The following is an 8,063-nucleotide window of genomic DNA, read 5'->3' as shown; positions in this document are numbered from 1 at the left end:
ATGGTCGAGCCGAACAGGTACAGCCAGTAGGCGAACATGTTCAGCCGCGGGAACGCCACGTCGGGCGCGCCGATCTGCAGCGGCATGATCCAGTTCGTGAAACCGGCGAACAGCGGCGTCGCGAACATCAGCAGCATGATCGTGCCGTGCATCGTGAACGCCTGGTTGAACTGCTCGTTCGACATGAACTGCAGACCCGGGCGGGCCAGCTCGGCGCGCATCAGCAGCGCCATCACGCCACCGATCAGGAAGAACGCGAACGAGGTGACCAGATACAGCGTGCCGATCGTCTTGTGGTCGGTGGTCGTCAGCCACTTCACCACGACGTTGCCGGGCTGCTTGCGCCGGACCGGCAGCTCGTTCTCGTACGAGTCCTCAGCTGCCGCGGCACCCTGGGGTTCGTTGAGGATGCTCACAGTACGTTCGACTCCCGGTTCTTCTCGTGGCTCGTCTGCGCGATGCCGGCGGGAATGTAACCGGTCTGCCCCTTCTTGGCGAGGTCCTTGAGGTGCTGCTCGTAACGCTCGGGCGAGACCACCTTCACGTTGAACAGCATCCGGGAGTGGTCGACGCCGCACAGCTCGGCGCACTTGCCGAGGAAGGTGCCCTCCTTGTTGGGGGTCACCTGGAAGGCGTTGGTGTGGCCCGGGATGACGTCCTGCTTCATCAGGAACGGCACCACCCAGAAGGAGTGGATGACGTCACGCGAGGTGAGGACGAAGCGGACCGTCTTGCCCTTGGGGAGCCAGAGCGTCGGACCGGGGTTGTTCGTCTGCGGGTTCCGCGTGCCAGGGGTGCCGACGTCGTAGACACCGCCGGCGTTCGCCGGGAAGTCCTTCTTGAACCGGGCCGGAATGGCGTCCAGGTTCTTTTCGGTCTTGGCATCGCCGGTGGAACCGGGGACGTTCTCGATGTAGTTGAAGCCCCAGCTCCACTGGAAGCCGACCACGTTGACCGTGACGTCGGGCTTCTTGTCGGTGAGGCTGAGCAGCTTCGACTCGTCCCGGGCCGTGAAGTAGAAGAGCACCGAGATGATGATGATCGGGACCACCGTGTACAGGGCCTCGATCGGCATGTTGTACCGAGTCTGCGGAGGAACCTCGACCTTGGTGCGGCTGCGCCGGTGGAAGAGGGCACTCCACAGGATCAGGCCCCACACCAGCACGCCGACGGCGAGCGCGGCAGCCCAGGAGCCCTGCCACAGGGAGAGGATCCGCGGAGCCTCTTCCGTGGTCGGGGTGGGCATGCCAAGGCGGGGGAAGTCCTTGTATGTGCAACCGGTTGCGGTCGCCAGGACCAGGCCCGCGGTCAGTGCCTGCAGCAGCTTCCGCCGCATCGGGCGCCGCGGCGAGCGGTCGGAGCCGTTGGGACTCACGTAGCGCCTTCCCGAGAGTCTCGCCCGCGCGGTCGGCTGCGGCCTTCTCGCTGGTCGGTCGCCGCCCTGCGTCGGGCAGGGGTTTGGATGTTTATGCGGACCAAACCCTAGCCCACCCTCTCCGAGGGTTCGCGAGGAGGGGTGCCTACTGGGTGGGGTGGTTCGCTGGATTGGCGGCTGCGGGCCGATCGTGGCTGGTCGCGCCGTTGCCCGCGCCCCTGGACCGGCCGCCTCCGCCGGGGTCTTAACGTTGCCGTATGGCCTACTTTGACGCTGCCTCCGCCGCTCCTCTCCATCCCGTCGCCCAGCAGGCGCTGTTGGCCTGTCTGGATGACGGATGGGCCGATCCGGCCCGGCTGTACCGGGAGGGACGCAAGGCGCGGATGCTGCTGGACGCCGCTCGGGAGGCGGCCGCGGAAGCCGTCGGGTGCCGGGCGGACGAGGTGGTGTTCACGCCGTCCGGGACGCGGGCCGTACACGCGGGCGTCGCGGGAGCCCTGGCCGGGCGGCGGCGGGTCGGACGCCACCTGATCGTGTCCGCGGTCGAACACTCCTCCGTACTCCATTCGGCGGAGGTGTTCGAGGCCGAGGGCGGATCCGTCACCCGGGTGGCGGTCGGCCGGGCCGGGGCCGTCGACCCGTCCGGGTACGCGGCCGCGCTCCGCCCGGACACCGCGCTGGCCTGCCTCCAGTCGGCCAACCACGAGGTGGGGACCGTGCAGCCGGTGGCCGAGGTGGCCGGGGCGTGCCGGGCGGCCGGGGTGCCGTTGCTGGTGGACGCGGCGCAGTCGCTGGGCTGGGGGCCGGTCGAGGGCGACTGGTCGCTGCTGACGGCCAGCGCCCACAAGTGGGGCGGCCCTTCGGGGGTGGGGCTGCTCGTCGTCCGCAAGGGGGTGCGGTTCGCCGCGCAGGGGCCGGTGGACGAGCGCGAGTCGGGCCGGGCGCCCGGGTTCGAGAACATCCCGGCGATCGTCGCGGCCGTGGCCTCGCTGCGCGCGGTGCGGGCCGAGGCGGCCCAGGAGGCGGTACGGCTGCGGGAGCTGACGGCCCGGATCCGGACGCGGGTGCCGGAGCTGGTGGCGGACGTGGAGGTGGTCGGCGACGCCGAGCGGCGGCTGCCCGGGACCGTCACCTTCTCGTGCCTGTACGTCGACGGCGAGGCCCTGCTGCACGAGCTGGACCGGGCCGGCTTCTCCGTCTCCTCCGGCTCCTCCTGCACGAGCAGCACGCTGACGCCCAGCCATGTGCTGAAGGCGATGGGGGTGCTGAGCGAGGGCAACGTACGGGTCTCGCTGCCGCCCGGCACGGCGGAGGCCGACGTGGAACGGTTCCTGGAGGTGCTGCCCGGGGCGGTGGCCGCGGTGCGCGAGAAGCTGGGCGCGCCCGTGCCGGTCACCCAGGAGGGCCCGGAGGAACTGCTCGTCGACTCCCTCGGCAAGCGCTGCCCGATCCCCGTCATCGAGCTGGCCAAGGTCTTCACCCGGGTGCCGGTGGGCGGCACCGTCCGCGTCCTCTCCGACGACGAGGCGGCCCGCCTGGACATTCCGGCGTGGTGCGAGATGCGCGGCCAGGAGTACGTCGGGGAGGAGCCGGCGGAGAGGGGAACGGCGTACGTGGTACGCCGGGTGAGCTGAGGGGCCCGGGGGCGCGGGCCCCGGGCCCCCCGGCCTCAGCTGAGGTGGCCCCGGACTTCCTGCCCGGCCTCGTCCCCGTACGCCTTCACGAACCGCTCCATGAAGTGCCCGCGCCGCAGCTGGTACTCCTGCGTCCCGACGGTCTCGATGACCAGCGTGGCGAGCATGCAGCCCACCTGGGCCGCACGCTCCAGGGACACGCCCCAGGCGAGCCCTGACAGGAACCCCGCGCGGAAGGCGTCGCCGACACCCGTGGGGTCGGCCTTGCGCTCCTCCTCCGGGCAGCCGACCTCGATCGGGTCCTCGCCGGTCCGCTCGATGCGCACGCCGCGCGAGCCGAGCGTGGTCACCCGGTGGCCGACCTTGGCGAGGATCTCCGCGTCGCTCCAGCCGGTCTTGGACTCGATGAGGCCCTTCTCGTACTCGTTGGAGAAGAGGTACGTCGCCCCGTCGAGCAGTATCCGGATCTCCTCGCCCTCCATGCGGGCGATCTGCTGGGAGAAGTCCGCGGCGAAGGGGATCGAGCGGGAGCGGCACTCCTCCGTGTGGCGGAGCATCGCCTCGGGGTCGTCGGCGCCGATGAGGACCAGGTCGAGGCCGCCCACGCGGTCCGCCACGGTCTTCAGCTCGATCAGGCGGGCCTCGCTCATCGCGCCGGTGTAGAAGGAGCCGATCTGGTTGTGGTCGGAGTCCGTGGTGCACACGAAGCGGGCGGTGTGCAGGGTCTCGGAGATGCGGACCGATTCGGTGTCGACGCCGTGCCGGTCGAGCCAGGCCCGGTACTCGTCGAAATCGAAGCCGGCGGCGCCGACCAGGATCGGGCCGGTGCCGAGCTGGCCCATGCCGAAGGCGATGTTGGCGCCGACGCCGCCGCGGCGCACGTCGAGGTTGTCGACCAGGAAGGAGAGCGAAACCGTGTGCAGCTGGTCCGCGACGAACTGGTCGGCGAAACGGCCGGGGAAGGTCATGAGGTGGTCGGTGGCGATGGAGCCGGTGACTGCGATGCGCACGACGGGGTTCTCCTGCGGGAGGCTGGATTGACAGTTCACGCTACCCGGTCGGGAGCCGCCACTGAAGCTGACAAAACTACCCGATAGTAGCTCTTTCTCCGCACCCTCGGCCGTGCCTACGGTGCGGTCATGACGAACCTCAAGGTCACCTCCACCGCCCCGGCCGACCTCGACGGCGGACTCGCCGCGCTGCGCGGCGACTGCGCCCGGATGGCCCCGCACTGGGGGGTTCCGGAGCACGCCGAGTCCCGGCCGGTGCCGCCGTCCCTCATCCACGGCGTGGACGTGCCGGTGCGCTCGGCCAGACTGCTGGACGCGATGTCCGACTACGGCGACTGACCGCGGGGCGCACGCCCGGGAACCGTACGCTCCCTTCCCGCGTCCCATCGCCGTCCCCCGCAGCCGGGGATGCGGGACACGAGCAGCGAGGAGCGATGCGGTGAACACCGAGCGTCCTGAGAACTCCGAAGCCCCCGAAGGGGCGGAAGCCGGGCGGACGAGCAGTCGACGCCCCACCGCCGTGATCGTCACCGTCGCCACCGCGGCCGTCCTCCTGATCGGCGGCGGTGGCGCCTACCTCGCCGCGGACAGCGGTACGGACGCCCGGACGGGCGGCGCGACCGCTCCCGGCGGAGCCGGCGGCACTCCCCCGCCCCTCACCCTGGACGGCTGGGGGCACTCCGGCACGGGCGGGATCGCGCCCGGTGAGCCGGATCCGAACGGCACCCGGTACGTGGTGCGGGGCGAGCTGCCGGACGGCCCCGGTGCGGCGCCGGTGTACGAGCCGCGGGGCGAGGTCGGCCGGGACCGGGTGGTCCGGCTGGCGAAGGCGCTCGGGATCGACGGGGCGCCGGTGGCCGAGGGCCGGATCTGGCGGGTCGGCGGCCAGGACGGCTCCGGACCGAGCCTGACGGTGAACCGGGACGCGCCGGGCAGCTGGAGCTTCGACCGGTACGCGCCCGGCACCGACAACTGCCGGAAGGTGACCGTCTGCACGCAGGACCCGGGCGCTCCGGCGGGTGCCCCGGTGAGCGTGGCGGAGGCCGAGAAGGCGGCGGCGCCGGTGCTGGAGGCGGCGGGGCTGTCCGACGCGAAGCTCGACGCGAGCCAGGTGATGGGCGCCCGGCGGGTGGTGAACGCCGATCCGGTGGTCGGCGGGCTGCCCACCTACGGCTGGACGACCGGACTGACCGTGGACCGCAAGGGCGAGCTGGTGGGCGGTCACGGGCTGCTCGCCGCGCCGGTGAAGGGCGACACGTACCCGGTGCTGGGCGCGCGGAAGACGCTGGACCTGTTGAACGGGACGGTGAAGGGCGAGCACCGGATGGGGATCGGCGGGTGTGCCAGCCCGGTGCCGCTGAAGGACCGGCTGGAGCAGCCGTGCGGTGCGTCCACGGGGGCGCCGAAGCCGTCGGCCGGCACGGGGACGGACGCCGGCACGGTCACGGTCGAGAAGGCGGTGTTCGGGCTGGCCGCGCACTCCGTCGGCGGCCGGCAGACGCTGGTGCCGTCCTGGCTGTTCCAGGTGCGGGGGTCCACGGCGGACGACCCGTTCACGGTGACGTACCCGGCGGTCGACCCCGCGTACCTGAAGTCGGCGTCCGCGCCCGCGTCACCCACCCCGGCGCCCGGGAAGAGCCGGAGCGTGCCGGTGAACTCCTACACGGCCGACGGGCGGACGCTGAACCTGAGCTTCTACGGCGGGGTGTGCGCCGACTACCGGACGTCGGCCCGGGAGAGTGACGGCCGGGTGACGGTGACGGTCACCGAGAAGCCCTGGCCGGACCGGGTGTGCATCCTGATCGCGAGGCAGTACGTGAAGACCGTGACGCTGGACGCCCCGCTGGACGGGCGGACGGTGGTCGGCACCGACGGCAGGGCGGTCCCGAAGGCGAAGCCGGGCTCACTGCGTCCGGACGCGTCGGCGCAGCCGCGCTAGCGGAGCGCGGGCGCCGGACGCACAAGGGCGGCGGCCCCCCGGACGCAAAGGGCGGCGGCCCCCCGGACAGGGGCCGCCGCCTTTCTGCCTTTGCCGGGCCTTGTGCCCGGCCGGCGTCGGCTCAGCTGAAGGAGTCGCCGCAGGCGCAGGAGCCGGTCGCGTTCGGGTTGTCGATCGTGAAGCCCTGCTTCTCGATGGTGTCCACGAAGTCGATGGTGGCGCCGCCCAGGTACGGAGCGCTCATCCGGTCCGTGACGACCTTGACCCCGCCGAAGTCCTTCTCGACATCGCCGTCGAGCGAGCGCTCGTCGAAGAAGAGCTGGTAGCGCAGGCCGGAGCAGCCGCCGGGCTGGACGGCGACGCGCAGCGCGAGGTCGTCGCGGCCTTCCTGGTCGAGCAGGGCCTTGACCTTGGCCGCGGCGGCGTCGGTCAGGATGATGCCGTCGGTGACGGTGGTGGTCTCGTCCGATACGGACATCTACATCTCTCCCGGGTTGTACGGAGACTGCTTGCCGACGAGTGCAACCGGCGCTTCCGCGGATTCATTCCGGGCCGGGCATTCGCGTGGTCGCGTTTTTTCCTTGCTTCCTCATGCTCGCACATGCCCCGGGAGGCGGACAGGCGCCCGAAGAGGGACTCCGGCGGGATTCACGTCACATCGACGCTATCGCCATCGTCAAAGTGACGTGAACCAGTTATGATAGATAGCGTCAGTTAGACGAAAAGTAGAAAGGGTGCGTGTCGTGACCACCGCCCAGACCCAGGAGCTCGACGTACAGCCGACTCCGCTCGCCCTGCTGCTGCTCGGCCGCGAGGCCGACCCGAAGAGCGAGCGGGGCGTCGAGTGTCCCGGTGACCTGCCGTCGCCGTCCGACCCCGATCTGGTCGAGCGTGCCCGCGCCGCCAAGGAGAAGCTCGGCGACAAGGTCTTCGTGCTCGGCCACCACTACCAGCGCGACGAGGTCATCCAGTTCGCCGATGTCACGGGCGACTCCTTCAAGCTGGCCCGGGACGCGGCGGCGCGCCCGGAGGCCGAGTACATCGTCTTCTGCGGTGTGCACTTCATGGCCGAGTCGGCGGACATCCTGACCTCGGACGACCAGAAGGTCGTCCTGCCCGACCTCGCCGCCGGCTGCTCCATGGCCGACATGGCGACGGCCGAGCAGGTCGCCGAGTGCTGGGACGTGCTGACCGAGGCCGGCATCGCCGAGCAGGTGGTCCCGGTGTCGTACATGAACTCCTCCGCCGACATCAAGGCGTTCACCGGCAAGCACGGCGGCACCATCTGCACCTCGTCCAACGCCAAGCGCGCCCTGGACTGGGCCTTCGAGCAGGGGGAGCCCTCGGCAACAAAGGTCCTCTTCCTGCCGGACCAGCACCTGGGCCGCAACACCGCCGTCCGCGACATGGGCATGTCCCTGGACGACTGCGTGGTCTACAACCCGCACAAGCCGAACGGCGGCCTCACGGCGGACGAGCTGCGCGCCGCCAAGATGATCCTGTGGCGCGGCCACTGCTCGGTCCACGGCCGCTTCAGTCTGGACTCGGTCAACGACGTCCGCGCGCGCATCCCCGGCGTGAACGTCCTGGTCCACCCCGAGTGCAAGCACGAGGTCGTGGCCGCGGCGGACTACGTCGGCTCGACCGAGTACATCATCAAGGCCCTCGAAGCCGCCCCGGCCGGTTCCAAGTGGGCCATCGGCACCGAGCTGAACCTGGTCCGCCGGCTGGCGAACCGTTTCGCGCCCGAGGGCAAGGAGATCGTCTTCCTCGACAAGACCGTCTGCTTCTGCTCGACCATGAACCGCATCGACCTGCCCCACCTGGTCTGGGCCCTGGAGTCCCTGGCCGAGGGCAACCTGGTCAACCGCATCGAGGTCGACAAGGAGACGGAGGCGTTCGCCAAGCTGGCGCTGGAGCGGATGCTGGCGCTGCCGTAGCCTGCGGCGGTCGTGACACGCGGAAGGGGGCCGCACCCGGTGGTGCGGCCCCCTTTTTTTGCTGCGGCTATAGGGCCTCTCTTCCGGATCTTGCCGGTGTCGCGGGGCTTGGCACGCACATCTGCGGCGTTGTCGTCGGTCCTCGACGCTCCGCGTCGACTCCCT

Annotated in this window: 8 protein-coding genes; 4 read left to right on the top strand and 4 right to left on the bottom strand. The window is 70.8% G+C overall.

Going from position 1 to position 8,063, the window contains the following annotated elements; translation table 11 throughout:
* Both ABZ923_RS40235 and coxB read right to left on the bottom strand, forming a co-directional pair.
* Nucleotides 1-416: cbb3-type cytochrome c oxidase subunit I (locus tag ABZ923_RS40235; protein WP_361483031.1), on the bottom strand; the 416-nt coding region annotated here is incomplete at its 3' end.
* A complete protein-coding gene (gene coxB / locus ABZ923_RS40230) occupies nucleotides 413-1,375 on the bottom strand; it encodes a cytochrome c oxidase subunit II (protein ID WP_361483028.1) in 963 nt (320 codons plus the stop codon). The genes ABZ923_RS40235 and coxB, both read right to left, overlap by 4 nt.
* Nucleotides 1,376-1,632: 257 nt before the next feature.
* Between coxB and ABZ923_RS40225 the strand changes: the two genes are divergently transcribed.
* A complete protein-coding gene (locus tag ABZ923_RS40225) occupies nucleotides 1,633-3,009 on the top strand; it encodes an aminotransferase class V-fold PLP-dependent enzyme (protein WP_361483025.1) in 1,377 nt (458 codons plus the stop codon).
* A gap of 35 nt (nucleotides 3,010-3,044) precedes the next feature.
* On the opposite strand, the gene ABZ923_RS40220 is transcribed toward ABZ923_RS40225, so the two are convergent.
* Entirely contained in the window at nucleotides 3,045-4,019 is a 975-nt protein-coding gene (locus ABZ923_RS40220) for a carbohydrate kinase family protein (RefSeq protein WP_361483022.1), read from the bottom strand.
* A 129-nt stretch (nucleotides 4,020-4,148) separates the two neighbouring features.
* Between ABZ923_RS40220 and ABZ923_RS40215 the strand changes: the two genes are divergently transcribed.
* Nucleotides 4,149-4,358, top strand: a complete 210-nt coding sequence (locus tag ABZ923_RS40215) for a hypothetical protein (protein ID WP_361483019.1) — start codon at nucleotides 4,149-4,151, stop codon at nucleotides 4,356-4,358.
* A 100-nt stretch (nucleotides 4,359-4,458) separates the two neighbouring features.
* Nucleotides 4,459-5,958: a hypothetical protein gene (locus tag ABZ923_RS40210; RefSeq protein ID WP_361483016.1), complete on the top strand. Its 1,500-nt coding sequence runs from the start codon at nucleotides 4,459-4,461 to the stop codon at nucleotides 5,956-5,958.
* A gap of 121 nt (nucleotides 5,959-6,079) precedes the next feature.
* On the opposite strand, the gene ABZ923_RS40205 is transcribed toward ABZ923_RS40210, so the two are convergent.
* Nucleotides 6,080-6,436, bottom strand: a complete 357-nt coding sequence (locus tag ABZ923_RS40205; RefSeq protein ID WP_028422454.1) for an iron-sulfur cluster assembly accessory protein — start codon at nucleotides 6,434-6,436, stop codon at nucleotides 6,080-6,082.
* Nucleotides 6,437-6,701: 265 nt separating this feature from the next.
* On the opposite strand from ABZ923_RS40205, the gene nadA reads away from it, so the two are divergent.
* Nucleotides 6,702-7,898 carry a quinolinate synthase NadA gene (nadA, locus tag ABZ923_RS40200; protein WP_361483014.1) on the top strand — a complete coding sequence of 399 codons (1,197 nt, stop codon included), beginning with the start codon at nucleotides 6,702-6,704 and terminating at the stop codon, nucleotides 7,896-7,898.
* Nucleotides 7,899-8,063: the final 165 nt, after the last annotated feature.

The sequence above is a fragment of the Streptomyces sp. NPDC046881 genome, assembly GCF_040645015.1.
GTDB lineage: Bacteria > Actinomycetota > Actinomycetes > Streptomycetales > Streptomycetaceae > Streptomyces.
The sequence above is the reverse complement of the archived record's forward strand: the minus strand, read 5'-3'. Positions and strand labels throughout refer to the sequence as shown.